The organism is Faecousia intestinalis, from assembly GCF_040096185.1.
Lineage (GTDB): Bacteria > Bacillota > Clostridia > Oscillospirales > Oscillospiraceae > JAZOXB01.
On sequence record NZ_JBBMFF010000181.1, the window covers coordinates 1 to 16610 of the forward strand.

The 16610-nt window shown below is 61.6% G+C and carries 16 protein-coding genes; 6 read left to right on the forward strand and 10 right to left on the reverse strand.

Annotated elements, in window-relative coordinates; translation table 11 throughout:
- Nucleotides 1-510: 510 nt before the first annotated feature.
- The 5 genes from WMO66_RS05505 to WMO66_RS05525 form a co-directional block, all read right to left on the reverse strand.
- The gene (locus tag WMO66_RS05505) at nucleotides 511-1938 is read right to left on the reverse strand and encodes an oxaloacetate decarboxylase subunit alpha (RefSeq protein ID WP_349135390.1); all 1428 of its coding nucleotides are present in this window, start codon (nucleotides 1936-1938) and stop codon (nucleotides 511-513) included.
- A gap of 18 nt (nucleotides 1939-1956) precedes the next feature.
- Nucleotides 1957-3108, reverse strand: coding sequence for a sodium ion-translocating decarboxylase subunit beta (locus WMO66_RS05510; RefSeq protein WP_417324309.1), 1152 nt, complete (start codon nucleotides 3106-3108; stop codon nucleotides 1957-1959).
- Between the two features lie 265 nt (nucleotides 3109-3373).
- Nucleotides 3374-3730, reverse strand: coding sequence for an acyl-CoA carboxylase biotin carboxyl carrier protein subunit (locus tag WMO66_RS05515; RefSeq protein WP_349135391.1), 357 nt, complete (start codon nucleotides 3728-3730; stop codon nucleotides 3374-3376).
- 29 nt (nucleotides 3731-3759) lie between these two features.
- Nucleotides 3760-4026, reverse strand: coding sequence for an OadG family protein (locus tag WMO66_RS05520; RefSeq protein WP_349135392.1), 267 nt, complete (start codon nucleotides 4024-4026; stop codon nucleotides 3760-3762).
- A 99-nt stretch (nucleotides 4027-4125) separates the two neighbouring features.
- Nucleotides 4126-7119, reverse strand: a complete 2994-nt coding sequence (locus WMO66_RS05525) for a fibronectin type III domain-containing protein (RefSeq protein ID WP_349135393.1) — start codon at nucleotides 7117-7119, stop codon at nucleotides 4126-4128.
- Between the two features lie 186 nt (nucleotides 7120-7305).
- On the opposite strand from WMO66_RS05525, the gene WMO66_RS05530 reads away from it, so the two are divergent.
- The gene (locus WMO66_RS05530; RefSeq protein WP_349135395.1) at nucleotides 7306-8592 is read left to right on the forward strand and encodes an Ig-like domain-containing protein; all 1287 of its coding nucleotides are present in this window, start codon (nucleotides 7306-7308) and stop codon (nucleotides 8590-8592) included.
- Nucleotides 8593-8921: 329 nt separating this feature from the next.
- Here the strand turns inward: WMO66_RS05530 and WMO66_RS05535 are convergent, their stop codons facing one another.
- The 4 genes from WMO66_RS05535 to WMO66_RS05550 form a co-directional block, all read right to left on the reverse strand.
- Nucleotides 8922-9620, reverse strand: a complete 699-nt coding sequence (locus WMO66_RS05535) for a phosphatase PAP2 family protein (RefSeq protein WP_349135396.1) — start codon at nucleotides 9618-9620, stop codon at nucleotides 8922-8924.
- Between the two features lie 337 nt (nucleotides 9621-9957).
- Nucleotides 9958-10383: a GtrA family protein gene (locus tag WMO66_RS05540; RefSeq protein WP_349135397.1), complete on the reverse strand. Its 426-nt coding sequence runs from the start codon at nucleotides 10381-10383 to the stop codon at nucleotides 9958-9960.
- Nucleotides 10384-10399: 16 nt separating this feature from the next.
- The gene (locus tag WMO66_RS05545; protein WP_349135398.1) at nucleotides 10400-10795 is read right to left on the reverse strand and encodes a hypothetical protein; all 396 of its coding nucleotides are present in this window, start codon (nucleotides 10793-10795) and stop codon (nucleotides 10400-10402) included.
- A 105-nt stretch (nucleotides 10796-10900) separates the two neighbouring features.
- Nucleotides 10901-11413: a hypothetical protein gene (locus WMO66_RS05550; protein ID WP_349135399.1), complete on the reverse strand. Its 513-nt coding sequence runs from the start codon at nucleotides 11411-11413 to the stop codon at nucleotides 10901-10903.
- 26 nt (nucleotides 11414-11439) lie between these two features.
- On the opposite strand from WMO66_RS05550, the gene WMO66_RS05555 reads away from it, so the two are divergent.
- The 5 genes from WMO66_RS05555 (at nucleotide 11440) to WMO66_RS05575 (ending at nucleotide 15764) form a co-directional block, all read left to right on the forward strand.
- Nucleotides 11440-11709, forward strand: coding sequence for a DUF1294 domain-containing protein (locus tag WMO66_RS05555; RefSeq protein WP_349135400.1), 270 nt, complete (start codon nucleotides 11440-11442; stop codon nucleotides 11707-11709).
- Nucleotides 11710-11833: 124 nt separating this feature from the next.
- Nucleotides 11834-12697 (forward strand): SGNH/GDSL hydrolase family protein, encoded by an 864-nt coding sequence (locus WMO66_RS05560; RefSeq protein ID WP_349135401.1) that lies wholly within the window; start codon nucleotides 11834-11836, stop codon nucleotides 12695-12697.
- Nucleotides 12672-13157 (forward strand): DUF4358 domain-containing protein, encoded by a 486-nt coding sequence (locus WMO66_RS05565; protein ID WP_349135402.1) that lies wholly within the window; start codon nucleotides 12672-12674, stop codon nucleotides 13155-13157. The genes WMO66_RS05560 and WMO66_RS05565 overlap by 26 nt, the downstream gene beginning before the upstream one ends.
- Before the next feature lie 12 nt (nucleotides 13158-13169).
- The gene (locus WMO66_RS05570; RefSeq protein ID WP_349135403.1) at nucleotides 13170-14570 is read left to right on the forward strand and encodes an MBOAT family O-acyltransferase; all 1401 of its coding nucleotides are present in this window, start codon (nucleotides 13170-13172) and stop codon (nucleotides 14568-14570) included.
- Nucleotides 14571-14585: 15 nt separating this feature from the next.
- Complete coding sequence (locus tag WMO66_RS05575; protein WP_349135404.1) at nucleotides 14586-15764, forward strand: DHHW family protein; 1179 nt, start codon at nucleotides 14586-14588, stop codon at nucleotides 15762-15764.
- 204 nt (nucleotides 15765-15968) lie between these two features.
- On the opposite strand, the gene WMO66_RS05580 is transcribed toward WMO66_RS05575, so the two are convergent.
- The coding region (locus WMO66_RS05580) for a hypothetical protein (protein WP_349135405.1) at nucleotides 15969-16610 on the reverse strand (642 nt) is incomplete at its 5' end.

The window sequence follows — 16610 nt, forward strand, 5'->3', positions numbered from 1 at the left end:
TCACTGCGCATCCGTAAGGCGGCAAAGCCGCCAACGGCTGCGCAGTGAGCGCCGCTACAGTCAAATTTGGTAGCGATTGCGTTCGGCGGCACTCCGTGTATATCGGCGGTGCCTTCCCGAGATTGCACCCCAAGGGCACTTCCTCGCGCTTCGCGCTCACGGTGCCACGTCAACCTTTGGCCTTCTCGCAATGACAACTCAGGGAAGAACCGGCAGCCAACCGGCTCTCTTACGACGACATAAACAAACCCTCCCGCCGGGCGGCGGGAGGGTCTTCAGCTTGTCAAAAAAGTCCCTTCGGGATTTTTCGCCAAGCTGCTTTCAGGATTGCAAAATGAATTTCTGTAGTACTTATTTTGCAATCCTGCCGCTGCGGCGGGTTATTTAACGTGAAAGGACACCCTGACGGTTTCCTTTCACACTTTTCTTCCCTCCGAAACTTTCAGCTGGGCAATTTTTTGACAGTCTGACCCTCCCGCCGGGCGGCGGGAGGGTCTTTTGCTGTTTGGCTTATCTGCCGAGGTCCTCGACATAGAGCTCGCGGACCGCATTGGGATCGGCGGCCTTCTTCTCGGGCTCTGCGGGCTTCGGGTTGTTGCGGGCTTCCATGAACTTGCGCGCGACCTGCGGGAACAGGGCGTAGGACAGAACGTCCTCCTCGCAGCGGGCGATGTCCTTGGACTCCTCGCGGTACTGCGGCAGCTCCGGCTTGAGCAGGTCGGCCGGGCGGCAGGTGATGACCTTGTCATCGCCGATGCACTTGCGGCGGACTTCCTCATTTACTTTACCGGGCAGCTTGCCGTATTCGCCGCGGAGCAGGCCCTTGGATTCCTTCGGGACCATCTTGTAGCGCTCACCGGCGACGATGTTCATAACTGCCTGCGTGCCGACGATCTGGCTCGTCGGGGTGACGAGCGGAGGATAGCCGAAGTCCTTGCGGACGCGGGGCACCTCAGCCAGAACATCGTAATAGCGATCCTCCTGGCCTGCCTGCTTGAGCTGGCCGAGCATGTTCGAGAGCATGCCGCCGGGGACCTGATACATCAGGGCCTTCGTATCGACCTGCAGGACCTTCGGATCAAGGAAGCCTTCCTTCTTCAGCTTGTCGGCGACCTTGCGGAAGTGCGTGGCAGCCTCGTTCAGCTTGGCAAGGTCCAGCCCGGTGTCGCGGTCGGAGCCCTGCAGCGTCGCCACGAGAGACTCGGTTGCGGGCTGGGACGTGCCGTTGGCAAGCGGAGACAGCGCGCAGTCCACGATGTCCACACCGGCCTGACAGGCCATGAGGTTGACCATGTCGCCGGTACCGGCCGTGTTGTGCGTGTGCAGGTGGATGGGCACGGAAACGCTGTCCTTCAGCTTGCGCACGAGATCATAGGCGTGCAGCGGCAGCAGCAGGTTCGCCATATCCTTGATGCAGATGGAATCTGCGCCCATCTTCTCGAGGTCCTTGGCGAGGCCGACAAAGTAATCGTCGTTATGCACAGGGCTGACGGTGTAGCTCAGCGCGACCTCGGCCCAGCCGCCGTACTTCTTCACGGATTCGACGGCCTTGCGCAGGTTGCGGATGTCGTTCAGCGCGTCGAACACGCGGACGACATCGATGCCGTTTTCGATGGACTTCTGGCAGAATTCCTCGACGACATCGTCGGCATAGTGCTTGTAGCCCAGGATGTTCTGGCCGCGGAAGAGCATCTGCAGCTTCGTCTTGGGCATGTGGGCCTTCAGGGTGCGCAGGCGCTCCCACGGGTCCTCGTTCAGGAAGCGCATGCAGACGTCAAACGTTGCACCGCCCCAGCACTCCAGCGACCAGTAGCCCATGTTGTCCAGGAGCTCGCAGGCAGGGAGCATATCCTCGATACGCATACGCGTGGCAGCCTGAGACTGGTGCGCGTCGCGGAGGATGGTTTCTGTAATTCGCAGCGGATTCTTCTTTTCCATAACGGACATACCTCCTTATCAGCCGAACAGGGCGATGAACACGCCCGCGGCGACTGCGGAGCCGATGACACCGGCAACATTCGGGCCCATAGCATGCATGAGCAGGAAGTTGCTGGGATCCTCGCGCTGGCCTTCCTTCTGGGAGACACGCGCAGCCATCGGAACAGCGGAAACACCGGCAGAGCCGATGAGCGGGTTGATCTTCTTGCCTTCCGGCAGGAAAATGTTCATGAACTTGGCAAGCAGGACGCCGCCGGCCGTGCCGCACATGAAGGCGACGATGCCCATGGCGAGGATGCCGAGCGTCATCGGGCTGAGGAAGGACTCGGCCTTCGCCGTAGCGCCGACGGAGACGCCGAGGAAAATGACGACGATGTTCATGAGCTCGTTCTGCGCGGTCTTGGACAGACGGTCGACCACGCCGCACTCACGGAACAGGTTGCCGAGCATCAGGCTGCCGACCAGCGGAGCTGCGCTCGGAACGAGCAGAGCGACGAACGCGGTGACGGCAATCGGGAAAACGATCTTTTCCTTCTTGGAAACCGTACGCAGGGCGTCCATGCGGATCATGCGCTCCTTCTTCGTGGTCAGGCCGCGCATGATGGGCGGCTGGATGACCGGGACGAGCGCCATGTAGGAATAAGCGGCAATGGCGATCGGGCCGAGCAGCTCGGAGGCCAGCCGGGACGTGACATAGATTGCGGTGGGGCCGTCCGCGCCGCCGATGATGCCGATGGAGGCAGCCATCTTCTGCGTGAACTCAAGGCCCGGGATCCCCAGCTTGCTCAGGCCGAGCGCGCCGAGGTAAGCGATGAAAATACCGAGCTGTGCGGCAGCGCCGAGCAGCAGGCTCTTCGGGTTGGCGATCAGCGGGCCGAAGTCCGTCATGGCACCGACGCCGATGAAGATCAGGCAGGGGTAGATACCCAGCTTTACGCCGAGGTAGAGGATGTCGATGAGACCGGCGGCTTCATTCGCACCATTCGAGAGCGTGACGCCGTTCTTGATGAGGTCCCAGTGGATATGACCGCCCTCGAAGATCTCAGAGTGGAACATACCTGCGCCGGGCAGGTTCGTCAGCAGCATACCGAAGGCGATCGGCAGGAGCAGCAGCGGCTCAAAGCCCTTACCGATGGCCAGATACATCAGGACGAAGGAAATGAGGATCATGACGATCGATTTCCAGTCCGCATTGTGGATCAGGGTGGCGATGCCAGCCTGATTCAGGAAATTCGTCATTGCTTCCGTATTGGACTGTGCGCCCTGCTCCTCTACAGCGGTGGTCTCCGCGGCTGACGAGGAGTCCGGCTCAGCGGTGGCGGCGGAGGCGAGGGTGAAGCACAGGCACACCAGAAGCCCCAGCACCATGAGCGCAATGAGCGCGCGGTGCAGGTTCTTATTCTTTTTCTTGAACATACGGCATCTCCTTACCCGCTTACGCGATGGTGCAGAGGAGAGCCTGAGTCTCGACGGAGTCGCCCTTGCGGACGTTCACACCGGTGATCTTGCCGTCGGAGGGAGCGCAGATCTCGTTCTCCATCTTCATGGCTTCCAGAATGACGAGAACGTCGCCCTTCTTCACGGACTGACCGGCCTGGACCTTGACATCCAGAATGGTGCCGGGCATCGGAGCCTTGACCTGAGCGCCTGCACCGGCAGGAGCGGGAGCGGCGGCGGGAGCAGCGGCGGGAGCGGCAGCAGGAGCGGCGGCGCTCATCTTCGCAGGAGCAGCCATTTCTTCGATCTCGATCTCATAGAGGGAGCCGTTGACGTTCACACGATACTTTTTCATACTTCTTGTTCACCTTTCTCAATATGTTTTTACAGCTTCTTGACGGAAAGAATGCGAATTGCAGACGCATCCGTACCGCTGGCTTCGGCAATGGCGGCCGAAACGGCGGCAAGAAACTCTGCGCGGTTGGGAATGCTGCTTTCCTGAGCAGGCGCAGCAGCGGCAGCGGCCTGCATTTCCTCCTTCTTCGAGCTGCCGCGGCATGCCAGACCCAGCAGCCAGCACAGTCCGATGATGAGGATCAGGACGACGAACACCGTCACCAGTCCCATGACTACAACAAACCAGTTTTGCATTATTTGCCTCCTCGCTTAGGACGGCAGAGCCGTCTTAATAAAATTTTTATACTCCCGGCCGGGGTTTCCTGCTCCGGCCGGATAGTTAACGAAAGAGAATCAGGAGATCGCGAAATCGATGGATTTCAGCAGCTGGCGGTTCACATAGACCTCCAGCGTGTACTCCCCTGCCGCGCCCGGATTCGGGATCGTGCTGGTATGGCGGCGCTCATGCCACATCTGGTCCCAGGTGAGCTGCGCCGAGGCATCGCTCACGGGCTCGCCGTTGGCATTGCGGATGACATACAGCAGGGTGATCTCGTCGTCGGAGTCCTCCTTGCGCGTCAGCTCGAGGCACAGGGCGATGTCCTCGTCCGCCGAGAAGGAGGTCTTGGACGTCGTCAGGGAGCGGTAATCCCAGTTGACCTCCGCCGGCGTTTCCCACAGGGAGATATAGGTCGTGGAGGGCGTTGCGCCGTAGCGGTCGAAGCGGCCGCCGGACGGCGTCCTGGCGCTGGCCTCGACCGTGCCGAACACATCCGCACCGTCTGCGGGCGTCAGGGAGATGGTGTAATCCGCATCGGGGATGAGGCCCTTGAGCGTGACGGAGTTTTCCGTGCACTCCTGCAGACGCGGCTCGTGATTGCTCGTCGGCACGCCGTAGGTCACATACCAGCCGCCGGCGGGCGCACCGGAGGCCGTCTGCCACGAGGCGGTGATGGTGCCGTCCTCATTGGCCGTGGCCTGCAGACCCGTCACAACGAGCGGGTTGGCGGGCAGCGTGAGCACGGCGGGCGCGGGCATACCCTCGGCCGAGACGGTGAAGGTATAATCGCGCTTGAGGTCGGGCAGCTCGAAGACACAGCTGCTCTCCGTGACGGTCTGCGTGACCGTCGTGAACTGACGAGCCTCGCAGGTGACCGTCCAGCCTGCGGGAATGTTTTCGCCCGTTTCCCATGTCACGGTGACGGTGTTTCCCTCGATGCTGCTGACATTCAGCTTATCGACCTTCACAACGGGGATGGGCGTGAACTCCGTCGTCGTCGTGCCGGTGAGGAAGACGGTATCCGTTCCCTCGAGCGTGAACGTGTAATTCTGCTGCAGCGTCAGGCCGGTGACCGTGACGGTATTGCCGGTGAACTGCTGCGACTGCTTCTGGCCGTCGCCCGCCGCATAGGACACGGTCCACTGGGCAGGCGTCGGGCCGTTGGCGCTGAAGCTCAGCACCACACTGCCGTCGGCATCGCCGAGCGAGGCGGTCAGATCCGTGATCTCCGTGGCCTCCGGCGTCGTGACGGAGAGGGTGCTGACGCCGCGGCTGCTCAGGCGGTGGCCGTCGGCCGCCGTGACGGTGATAGTATACTGTGTGTTTTCCGACAGACCGGTGAAGACATACTGACCGTCGGCCGCCGTGGCGGGATAGGAATTGCCATACATGTCGGAGCAGGTCAGGCGGAAGTCCGCCGCCTTGTCGCCGCTCTCCAGCGCGACCGTCAGCTCCTCCGTCGTGCAGCGCACGACGCGCAGGGCATCGGCCCGCACAAAGTAATACGAAAGCAGGAACCACGCCGCCGCGCCCAGCAGGACGACGAGCGCAGTCACGATGCCGATCGTGACGGCGCGGCGCTTTTTCTTCGGTTTTTTCTCCGGTTCGGGTGGGAGCGTGCTCTCCGCGTCGTTATCGACATAGGTCGCCTCCGGCTCGGCGGACTGCTCCGGCTCGTCCGGGGACGCTTCCTGCTCCGGTTCCTCCGGCTGCGGCGGTACGTCGCCGACGGCCGCATTCACCGAGGCGAGGAAGGCATCCAAGTCCATCTGGTCCGGATCCTCGTCCTCCGGCTCTGCCGGGGCAGGTCCGGCTTCCTCCGCCGATCCGGTCTCTTCTGCAGGCTCGTCCGCTTCCGGCTCGGTATCTTTGACCGGCTCTGCCTCCTTGACCGGCTCCGCCGGTTTTTCTGGCTCGGCAGGCGGCTGCGGCTTTTCTTCGGCCTTCTGCTCCGGCTTCGGTGCGTCCGGCACGGCGTCGGGATCGATGTCCTTTTCCGTGCCCGCGCCGGAAAGGTCCGGGGCAAAGCTCGTGCGGAACTTCTCGTCGAGCTGCTCCGCGTCCGTCATGCGGGCAGGCGCGTCCTCCCCGTCCGTCTCCGCCTCGGGCGCGAGCGGCGCCTCCGGCGTGACGATGGGCGGCACGATGAGCGTGTCCGACACCTCGTTGCGCTGCATATAATAGACCAGCGCCTGCTTCAGCTCCGCCGGGGTCTGGAAGCGATCCTCCGGACGCGGAGCGCAGGTCTTCAGGATGATGGCAGCCAGCTCATAATCGGCATAGATCGGCGTCGGCATGGCCTTGCCGGTCAGGCGGAGCTTGTCCGCCATGGCCTCGCCCGTGGCCTCGTCCTCAAACGGGCCATGGTTGCCGTTATAGATGCGGTAGAGCAGCATGCCGATGGCATACAGGTCGATCGTGGGGTTTGGGGACGCCGTGATGGCGGAAAGCTCCGGCGCGGAATACGGGCCGAGGTAATTCTCCGGCACCGAGGCATACTGCAGGTCCTCCAGCGGCGCAAGGCCGAGGTCCCCGAGCAGGAACCGCCCGGACTGCGTGAGGAACACGTTCTCCGGCTTGAGGTTTTCAAACAGATAGCCCGCATCGCGGCAGGCCGTGAGCGCATCGCACAGGTCGATGCCGAGGTTCACGGCGCGCAGGCCGGTCATGGCGCTGTGGTCGAGGAAGGCGCGCAGCGAGACCATGCGCGGATAGAGGATATAGACATCGTAGCCGATGCCGCTCTCCTTCGGCTCGATCTGGTAAGAGCTCGCGCCCGCAAAATAGCCGTTCTCTGCCAGACGCATGCCGGTGTCGAGCTCATTTTTGATATCCTCGGCAACACTGCCGTAATAGGCATGGACGGCGGCGTCATCCGGGTAAGCGCCGGAGAGGATCAGCGCCCGCACCTGCAGGTCAGACGCGGGGACGGAGATCCGCTTTACGACAAAGCGCTCGCCCGACTGGACGTGGCGGAGGGCGTAGCAGGTACAGCCATTGTGCCCGGCGATCTCCTCCTCAACGGACATCTGATCCAGCAGAGGGGAGACAAGTTTCAGTTCGGACATCGGGTTCGCCTCCTAAATCAAGAACTCAAATTATTTCTAGTATATACTATGATATTTTTGCAAAAAATGCAAGAACATTCTTGTCATATTCTTCGGAAAATGGTATGATAGGAAAAACCGGCGGAGGCGATTCCTGTCGTATGCCGGAGGAAAGGAGACCAAGCATAGCACGATATGCGTTGAGATATGGAAAACAAAGTTGTTTGTGACTACTGCGGCACGATTTATGACGGTTCGCGCGAAAAGTGCCCGCTCTGCGGCAGCACCACCCGCGCCGAGGCCGCGCCCGCCGCGCCGCGCCGCCGCCTGACCGAGGAGGAGCGCAAAGCCCGCCGCCGCACCCAGCAGGAGGAGCAGCGCGCGCAGCAGGATGCGCAGCGTGCCCGGCGCGAAGAGGACCGTCAGGCCCGGCTGGAGGAGCGCCGCCGCGTTCCGCAGAAGCAGCGCAGCTCCAAGGCACCCGAGACGCAGGGCGGCATCCCGCGCGGCTATCTGCGCGCCGCCGTGGTCTTTTTGACGATGGCCGTGCTCGTCGTGCTGTTCTTCATCGGCGACATGATCGGCTGGTGGCCCGGCCTGGAGGATGTGCTCCGGGCGACCACGCCGAGCGAGACGGCCGCCGCGCAGGACGATTCCTCCTGCACCTTCCTGAATTTGACGCCCGATCATCTGAGGTTCTCCGCCGCGGACGAAACGCTGCAGCTGCAGGTCGCCATCAACGCCAGCTGCGAGCAGCCCGTGTCGTTCAAGAGCTCGGATGAGAGCATCGTCCGCATCTCCGGCGACCCCGTTGTGAGCGCGCCGGACTACGACCAGACCGAGGTACTGGCCCAGATCGTCGCCGTCGGCGAGGGGCAGGCCACGATCACCGTGACGTGCGGCGAACGGAAAATGACCTGTGCCGTCACCTGCGATTTCAGCGGCAGTCCCACGGACGCCTCCACGGAGCCGGCTACGGACGCCACGGAGCCGAGCGAGCCGACAACCGCCGCCAGCTTCAAGCCGGAGCTGAACTACAGCGACGTGACCATGAGCCTGCACAACGAGACGCTCCGCGTCAAGGTCACGAACCTGCCCGCCGGAAAGACCGTGAAGTGGTCGAGCGAGGACGAGAAGGTCGCCATCGTGGACGAGGACGGCCTTGTCACGGCCAAGGGCCCCGGCGTAACGACCATCACCGCCGACGTGGGCGGCAAGACGGCCGAGCTCATCGTGCGCTGCAGCTTCGAGGACACAGCCGAGGGCGGCTATCACCTCTCCCTGACGGACGTCACGCTCAGCGTAGGCGAGAGCTTCAACCTGCGGCTGCTCGATGAGAACGACGAGCGCGTCGAGGGCGCAAGCTACAGTGTGAAGGACACGACTGTCTGCACGGCAGACGGCTCGAAGATCACGGGCAAGGCCAGCGGCGTCACGCGCGTGACCGTCACCTACTACGGCGAGAGCTTCGAGTGCATCATCCGTGTAAAGTAAATTTAGCAAAGAATTTACGGCGGCGTGCTGGTACGGTGCGCCGCCGTATGCTATTCTATGGGTGGAAGTGCGGAGCGCATGACGCCGCGTTCCGCCGCGCAGCCGCCCTTTGCGGCGCTTGAACCGGGCTGCTGCGGCGGAGGCAGCACGCTGCTTGCGGAGCACGCATGCCGAGCCCTGCCCGGCAGGACGGATCGTATTTCCGGAATTAAAATATTCGCCCGCTGCGGGACCGCAGCGGGCTTCTTTCGCTTTTTGCGCTCTTATTGACGCGGAGACGGCAAGGCAACACCTCACAATTCAGCGAGATGCAATCGTGCAGCGCTGCCTCAGATCATTTGGGCAAGTTTTGTGCGGAGGAAGCGCCCGTTCAGGCGCTCGAACAGACGCGGTAATCCGGTATAGCGCGCGACAAGCCAGCCGATCTCAGCCACAGCCACGCCGCTAATGACATCGTAGAACACATGCTGCTTCGTGAACATCGTCGCAAGGAAAACGAGCACGGAGCCGACGGTGCACAGCGTGCACGTCAGGCCGCGATGGCGAAGGCTGCGGCACTCATAGATATAGCGCGTACCGAGCCACGAGACAAAGCAGTGGATGGAGGGAAACAGATTCGTCGGGGTGTCCAGCAGCCAGATCGTCCGCATGGCCCAGCCCGTAAAGCCGCCCGTTTCCAGCGATGGGCGGACATTGTGCGTCGGCAGCAGGACGAAAAACAGGAGACAGATCACCTTGGCCGCAAAATCGGCCGCCACAAGGCGATAGCACAGAGAGCGGCTCTCCTTGGCCACGACGGAATACTGATAGATCCAGAACGGGAACGCCGCGACATAGACGAAGACCCAGACCGGGGAAAACGGGAACGCACGGTCGAAGGCCGCCGTCATATCGTGCATGGGAAGGCTCCAACCCAGGACCTGCAGCAGCTTCGGGCCGCTGAACGCGATGAGGTTCATCAGGCCCGTGATGGCAAGCGGAAGGCTGTTTTCCGGCGGGACGATCTTATGCAGGAGTCTGCGCAGCAAGCTACCACCTCCAGAACAGAATAGGGAGATTATAGCAAACCGCCGGGATAAAGTCAACCGCAGGAGAGCACTGATCCACTGCCGCACCACCTGACGCGGCGATCTCGGGTAGGCAGTTGCGTTTTCGCCGGGAGTACCCTGTTATCCAACCAAGCACTGCGAGATTGCCACGTCGGCTGCGCCTCCTCGCAATGACAATTCGGGAGTCATCCCTATTTTAACGAGAGCCTACACAAGTCGACAGTACAGCGCCGGGAGGGGCATGCCCCTCCCCTACATAACGCGTGCGGCCGGCGGGAATGCCCGGGAATCTGCTGGCTCCCTCCACCAGCGTTCCTTACTCCTCCTTCTTCTCGCGGAAGGCAAAAAAGCGCTGGCCGAAGTAGTTGAACACCACAAAGAGGCCCATGCCCGCCAGCATGGCCAGATTCTCCGCCCATTTTTTCGGCAGGCCGGAGAAGATCAGCCGCACGAGCGGCTTGGCAAGGCCATAGGCAAGGCCGTAGCACACGGCAATATTCAGCGCGAAGCGCAGGGCCGTCTCCCAGCCGCTGCCCTGATATTTGAACGTGAAATACCGGTTGAGGAAATAGCTCATCACGCTTGCAAGCGCATAGCTCAGGCCCGTCGCCGGCCAGTAGGAAAACCCGGCGAGGTTATACAGCAGGAACATCAGGCCGTTGCCAACGAGCGTGTTGAGCACGCCCACGAGCAGGAACTTCCACAGTTTTTCGTCAAACAGCATTCGAAGCTTTTCTTTCATACGGATTCTTCTTTCTTTATTGCCAACAGGACGTGATCGTTCCATCGCTGCTGACGGTGTAAATCGTCTGTCCGTCGCTGCTGACGCCCTCGAGCGTGACCGTCAGCTCCTGCAGGCCGCAGGCACTGCGGACATCATAGGAAATGACACCGACGATATCGAGGTAGCTCTCGAGCGACAGGTCGTCCTTGTAGACCTCACCGCCGAACTTCTGCGCGGAGGCATAGGTCATAGTGCTCTCCTGCGTCAGGCGGAGCGTTCCGGCCGTCTCGTCATATTCGGCATCGGAAAACTGCGGCCAGTTCTCCTGCACGACGGACTCGACTGAGGCTCTCGGCTCGTCCTTCGCGCCGCAGGCGCACAGCAGGAAGGTGGCCAGGACAATGGCCAGAAAACAGGAAACAGATCTCACAGGCAGCGCCTCCAACAACAAAAATCGGCGCGCATTCTGCGGACCGTATGCCCTATCATACCGCAAAGGCTGGGAAAACGCAAGCAAAAAAGTATCGCAGGCCGGTCATGCGGCGTCCGTCAGCCTTGTGTGTGCCAGAATGCGGGCAAACTCGGCATGATAGGTCTTCTCCAGCTCTGCCGCGCAGCGGATGGTCAGAGTGTAGCACGTCGTGCCGTCATAGAGCAGCGTGCCGCAGCAGGCAAGCTCTCCCTCGTCGTCCGCGCCCGTCCACGCGAACTGGTACTGATCTGCCTGCGGCCAGGCCAGATAGACCGGGTCCAGCGCAGCCGTCTCTCGGCCCGTCAGCTGCCGCAGCACCGCATCGGGCGCCCCGGCTGCCGTCTCGATGACGACCTCATAGGCCCCGTCCGCGCGCGTATAGACGCTGCGTCCCTCTGCGGAGTCCTCCGCCGAGCGCTGCAGCTCTGACGGGAGCTCGGCCGTCAGGCAGAACTGCGGCGGCTCCGGGCCGGAACCGGGGTCACAGACCGTCTCCGCATCCGCTGCGCTCTTGACAGCGCAGCCGCTCAATGTTAAAATCAGGCAGGCAATTGCAATGCATGGAATCCGTTTCATGTTCCACCTCCGAAAGGATGATCCTGATGCTGAAATACTATGTGTGCTGGCTGCTTCTCATGAGTGCCGTCACGTTTTTTCTTATGGGATGGGATAAGCATCTCGCCCGCTGCCGCCGCAGGCGTATCCCCGAGCGCGTGCTGCTCGGCTGGGCTGCTGCCGGGGGCGCGCTCGGCGGCATACTCGCCATGCAGCTGTTCCGCCACAAAACGCTCCACCGCCATTTTTCCGTCGGCATGCCCGTAATGTTGGCCGTGCAGCTCCTGCTCGGCGCAGCGGTCCAGCTCTGGCTGTGAAACATCCGGCACGCACTGCTGTCTTATATACGGGATTTCGGTTGCAAAATATCCGTCTATACGATAGAATATAATTACTCTGGCTGTGCTCTCCGGGCGCAGCCGCTGAACAGGAGCAGAGAGCATGAAACAAAGACAAAGCCGCGGTCTGATGCCGTGGATCCTGACGCTGCTGTGCGCCGTACTTCTCACGGTATGGGTGCTCGGCAGTATGCCCGCCGCCCCGAAGGAGGGCGCGGCCGTCGCCGCTGGCACGGCCTATCTGGACAGCGCGGCCGCAAAGGACGCCTCCGCCATCGCCGAAACGCTGCGCGAGCGGGAGAAGCAGCGCCGCGCGGAGCTGCTGGCCCAGCAGAAGAAGGAGGAGCGCGATGCCCTCGTTGCAAAGATCACGAGCGGTGAGCTGGACATCTGGTCCATGTTCGACAGCTACGTCATCCTCGGCGATTCCCGCGCCGTCGGCTTCTATTACTTCGATTTTCTGGAAAAGAGCCGCGTGCTGGCGGACGGCGGAAACACCATCCGCGACGTCGCCGCGCACATGGACGACATCCGCGCCCTGCAGCCGGACTATGTCTACCTGTGCTACGGTCTGAACGACATCAGCATTGGCTATTGGGACACGAAGGAGGAGTATGTCGCGGAGCTGCTGCAGGTCGTCGCCGACCTGAAGGAGGCCCTGCCCGGCGTGACGGTCGTCGTCAGCTCCATCCTGCCCGCGCAGGACCCTGCTTTTGAGAAGAGCTCGAAATGGCGCAATATCCCCGAGTGGAGTGAGGCCGTCGGCGCGGCCTGCGCCGAAAACGGCATTCCCTTTGCGGATAATACCGAGATCTGCCAGACCTATGCCGATCTCTGGCAGCCGGACGGCATCCACGTCCGCCCGGAATTCTACCCCTATTGGGCTGCCAATCTGATCCTTGCCGGGCTGGACAGCCCCGCAGAAGCGGAGGATGCGACAAATGAAACAGAAAACGATCCTGCTTGAGCTGCTGCGCTGGCTGTGCGCAGGGCTTGCCGTCGTGTTCCTCGTGGTGAGCTTCCGGCAGGAGCCGGTCAGCTCGGCCGCCTTTGAGGATGTGGCCTCCGCCGTCACGGCAAGCATCGACCTGAGCGCCCTGCAGGAGGGCAGCGTGCAGATGGTCAAGCGCCTGTACGGCCTGAATCCGTCCGATTTTGACGGTTGCCTGCTCTATTACCCGCAGACAAACATGGAGGCCGAGGAGCTGCTTCTGCTCAAGCTGCGCGATACGTCGCAGCAGGAGGCTGTCCGCGCCGCCGTGGAGGCCCGGCTCGAAACGCAGAAGACCAGCTTCGACGGCTACGGCCTGGAGCAGTATGACCTGCTGACGAATCATTCCATTCTGGATATCCGGGGCAACTACGTTCTGTTCGTCGTCCATAAGGACGCCGCTGCCGTGCAGCAGGCGTTCCGCGGCGCGCTGTAAGGAGGGGAAGCTATGGCATTCAGTACACTCGTCTTCCCGTTCGTATTCCTGCCCGTCAGCCTCATCCTGTATTTTGTGCTGCCGAAGCAGCTGAAAAATGCCGCCCTCGTTGTGTGCAGCCTCGTGTTCTTCGCCTGGGGAACGCCGGAATACCTCGTCCTCATGGTGCTGGACATCGCGTTCCACTATTTTGCGGGCCGTGAGCTGGCGCTTCAGAAAGCGCGCGGCCGGAGCGGGCGGTTCGTGCTCGTCTCGTCCGTGCTCGTGAATCTTCTGCTGCTGGGCTTCTTCAAATACTACGGCTTCCTTGTGGACAATCTCAACGCCCTGCTCGGCACGGCGCTGCGCGCCCGGGAGCTGCCGATGCCCATCGGCGTGTCGTTCTTCACGTTCTCGCTGCTGTCCTATCTGTTCGACGTCTACCGCGACCGCGCGCCCGCTGCGCGCAATGTGCTGGACTTCAGCCTGTATGTCACGTTCTTCCCGAAACTCGTCTCCGGCCCCATCGTGCAGTATGCCGAGATGGAGCCGCAGCTGCGCGACCACCCCGTCACGCGCGAGGGCTTCGGCTCGGGCGCGCGTCTGTTCCTCATCGGCCTTGCAAAAAAGGTCCTGCTGGCCAACACGCTCGGCACGACGTTCTATGCGCTCTCCGCCCTGCCGATGACGCAGCTTTCCACGCTGAGCGCGTGGCTCGGCGCGGTGTGCTATGCGCTGATGCTCTACTTTGACTTCAGCGGCTATTCGGACATGGCCATCGGCCTTGCCTCGATGTTCGGCTTCCGCTTCGGCAAGAATTTTGACTATCCCTATGTCTCGCAGAGCATCACGGAATTCTGGCGGCGCTGGCATATCTCGCTCGGCGCGTGGTTCCGCGACTATGTCTATATTCCCTGCGGCGGCAGCCGCGCCGGGACGGTACGCACCATCGCGAACCTGCTGCTCGTCTGGCTTCTGACCGGCATCTGGCACGGCGCAAACTGGACGTTTCTGCTCTGGGGCGTTTATTACGGCGTGCTGCTCCTCCTCGAAAAATTCGTGCTGCGGCGCGCGCTGGAGCACCTGCCCGGCCTGCTGCGCCATGTGCTGACGCTGCTGCTCGTGCTCATCGGCTGGGTATTCTTCTTCTCGTCCTCGCCCGCCGCGGCCTTCGGCTGGATCGGGCGGATGTTCGGCAGCGGCAGTGCGCTCGTCGACGCCACGGCGAAGTATTATCTGGCAGGCTGCTGGCCCCTGCTGCTCGTGGGCGCGATCGGCTCGTTCCCCGTCGTCTCGCATGTGGGCGGCAATCTGCTGCGCCGCAATAAGGCCTGGCAGGCCTTCTCCGTGGTGCTGTTCCTGGCGCTGCTGCTTTTGTGCATCGCCCTGATGATGAACGACACCTATTCCACCTTCCTGTATTTCCAGTTCTGATCGGAGGCGATGGTTTTGGAAGAACACAGAAATCCGCGCCGCTCCCGGCGGCTTGCCTACCAGCGCGCCCGGCTGCAGCAGGGCCTTCTTATGAGCGTCATCCTGCTCGGGACCATTCTCTGCCTGACGCTCGGCAGCCTGCTCACCCCGGACCGCACCTATTCCGACAGCGAGAACCGCAAGCTGGCCCAGTTCCCGAAGCTGAGCTGGTCCGCCGTGAAGGACGGCAGCTGGTTTTCCGATCTGGAGTCCTACACGGCCGATCAGTTCGCCGGCCGCGATTTCTGGATCGCGCTGCGGCTCCGGTTCCTGAAGCTCACGGGGCAGAAGGAGTCCAACGGCGTCTACCTCTGCAGCGACGACTATCTCATGGAGCCGCCCGCCGATCCGCCGCAGGACAGCCGCAATGTGGAGGCCATCAACGCCTTTGCCGCGCGCCACACGGACCTGCGGCTGAACATGGCCGTCATTCCGAACGCCGCGTGCATTCTGGCGGACAAGCTCCCAAAAAATGCGCCGGTCCGCGACCAGAGCGCCGACCTGACTGCGCTGGCGGGCAGCCTGCAGGGCATTTCGTTCCTTGACGTCTCGGCTGCACTTTCCGCTCACACGGACGGGCAGCTCTATTACCGCACGGACCACCACTGGACGAGCCTCGGCGCGCGCTATGCCTTTGAGGCCATGGCAGCGCAGCTCGGCATCTCGCAGCCCATCCGGAATTACGACACCTATACCGTCTCCACCACGTTCGAGGGCACGCTGGCCTCCCGCAGCGGCAGCCACGCCGCCTATGACACCGTGGAGCTGTATGTTCCGCAGACGGACGTGGAATACTACGTTTCCTACGGCGATGCCGCAGAGACGTCCGCCACGATCTACGACCGCAGCGCGCTGGATCAGAAGGACAAATACACCGTGTTCTTCGGCGGCAACTACCCCCGCGTGGACGTCTATACGACGGCCGAAACCGGCAAGACGCTGCTGCTGTTCAAGGACTCCTATGCCAACTGCCTCATGCAGTTCCTCTATCCCTATTACGACCACATCATTCTCATCGATCCGCGGTATTATTATGACAACGTCGAGTCCGTCATCTCCCGCGAGCAGGTCACGGACGTGCTGTTCCTCTATAACGCAAACACCTATTTTGAGGATACCTCGCTGGCCGATGTGCTGAATGTCTCGGAGAACTGAAGAAACCGCGAAGGGCGTGCAGCTCGAAAGCTGCACGCCCTGTTTTTTTACATGTTCTGCAATTTCGCTTGCAGGAGTGCGGCTGTCAGATCCGGCGCGGCACTGCCGAGCCGCGCGGGTTGACGTCAAAAACGTAACTGCCTTCCCGAGATTGCCACGGCCCCGCTGGGGCCTCGCAATGACAATCTGTGGGCCGTTTCCGATCTAGCGCACGAACTCCATACCGCCGTCGCGGATGCGGATGGTGCAGGTCTCTCCGGCAGAGAAATCCATAGAGTCCATCGACCCTTCTTCGAGGAAGCTTTTAAACTCCACGGTAAACGCGGCGTCCTGCGCAGTGAGATACAGCTTTCCGCCTTTCCGCACATAGCGGATATGGCTTTCCCCACTGCCGGTCACCTCCAGATAGAACTCTTCGATGGAAAAAAACCGTATGCTGTATTCCATATTCTCGCCCGTGGTCTCAACGCCAGAGTCGGTAAATATGGTCCTTTGGACCCCACTCCCGAGTACGGCCCACCCGCCCAGATCGCTGCCGACGCTGATGAAAGAATCCGGACCTGCATTCTCAAGGGAAGCCTCGAGCCTTTTGCTGTACGGAACTGTCAGAGAAAAATATGAAGCGCTGAAACCACCGATCGACGCATCTATGACCTGCATATCTCCGCTGTAATTCGTACCTTCGCACTCCAGCGTCTCTCCCTCTGCATTCTTGAACCAACACTTTCCGTGACTCTCAAACGAAACCAGCATCTCCTCCGGCACCGGGTGCTGCTGCCGGTATTCGCAGACAGCGGAAAAAGCGACAAGCAGGCAGAGAAATACGACCAGTAAAATCGGGATCGC

Bases quoted from the DNA above. Each gene is read 5' to 3' on its own strand.
- WMO66_RS05510 (WP_417324309.1), bottom strand. From the start codon at position 3,108: ATGATCCTCATTTCCTTCGTCCTGATGTATCTGGCCATCGGTAAGGGC.
- WMO66_RS05525 (WP_349135393.1), bottom strand. From the start codon at position 7,119: ATGTCCGAACTGAAACTTGTCTCCCCTCTGCTGGATCAGATGTCCGTT.
- WMO66_RS05520 (WP_349135392.1), bottom strand. From the start codon at position 4,026: ATGCAAAACTGGTTTGTTGTAGTCATGGGACTGGTGACGGTGTTCGTC.
- WMO66_RS05555 (WP_349135400.1), top strand. From the start codon at position 11,440: ATGCTGAAATACTATGTGTGCTGGCTGCTTCTCATGAGTGCCGTCACG.
- WMO66_RS05550 (WP_349135399.1), bottom strand. From the start codon at position 11,413: ATGAAACGGATTCCATGCATTGCAATTGCCTGCCTGATTTTAACATTG.
- WMO66_RS05570 (WP_349135403.1), top strand. From the start codon at position 13,170: ATGGCATTCAGTACACTCGTCTTCCCGTTCGTATTCCTGCCCGTCAGC.
- WMO66_RS05505 (WP_349135390.1), bottom strand. From the start codon at position 1,938: ATGGAAAAGAAGAATCCGCTGCGAATTACAGAAACCATCCTCCGCGAC.
- WMO66_RS05515 (WP_349135391.1), bottom strand. From the start codon at position 3,730: ATGAAAAAGTATCGTGTGAACGTCAACGGCTCCCTCTATGAGATCGAG.
- WMO66_RS05530 (WP_349135395.1), top strand. From the start codon at position 7,306: ATGGAAAACAAAGTTGTTTGTGACTACTGCGGCACGATTTATGACGGT.
- WMO66_RS05560 (WP_349135401.1), top strand. From the start codon at position 11,834: ATGAAACAAAGACAAAGCCGCGGTCTGATGCCGTGGATCCTGACGCTG.
- WMO66_RS05565 (WP_349135402.1), top strand. From the start codon at position 12,672: ATGAAACAGAAAACGATCCTGCTTGAGCTGCTGCGCTGGCTGTGCGCA.
- WMO66_RS05540 (WP_349135397.1), bottom strand. From the start codon at position 10,383: ATGAAAGAAAAGCTTCGAATGCTGTTTGACGAAAAACTGTGGAAGTTC.